This window comes from Rathayibacter sp. VKM Ac-2928 (assembly GCF_022815545.1).
GTDB lineage: Bacteria > Actinomycetota > Actinomycetes > Actinomycetales > Microbacteriaceae > Rathayibacter > Rathayibacter festucae.
On sequence record NZ_JALGRU010000011.1, the window covers coordinates 1 to 425 of the forward strand.

Genomic DNA, 425 nt, shown 5'->3' on the forward strand with positions numbered 1-425 from the left:
ACCGCGCTGACCGTCAGCGTCACCGGCACGAAGTACGGGTACACGACTGCGACCCGCACGAGCTCGGCCACCCAGGTCGGGCTGCCGCTGCAGACGCTCATGCCGACGCCCACGATCACCGGCAGCACCACCGTCGGGTCGACGCTGACCGCGAATCCGGGTACCTGGGACTCCGGCGTGACGCTGAGCTACCAGTGGAAGAAGAACAACGGCGTGTACATCTCCGGTGCCACCGCGAAGACGTACGTCCTCAAGGCGAGTGATGCCGGAGCGACGCTGACCGTGAGCGTCACCGGCACCAAGTCCGGCTACTCCCCCGCCACCAAGACCAGCGCGACGACCGCCGCCGTCGCCAACGGCGCGGTCATCACCGGAGCGACGCCGACCATCACCGGCACGGCGACCGTCGGGCAGAAGCTGACCGC

At 68.9% G+C, this 425-nt stretch carries 1 pseudogene; it reads left to right on the top strand.

Features of this window, described 5'->3' with window-relative positions:
- Positions 1-425, top strand: a pseudogene (locus MT350_RS19860) (hypothetical protein); the annotation flags it as partial.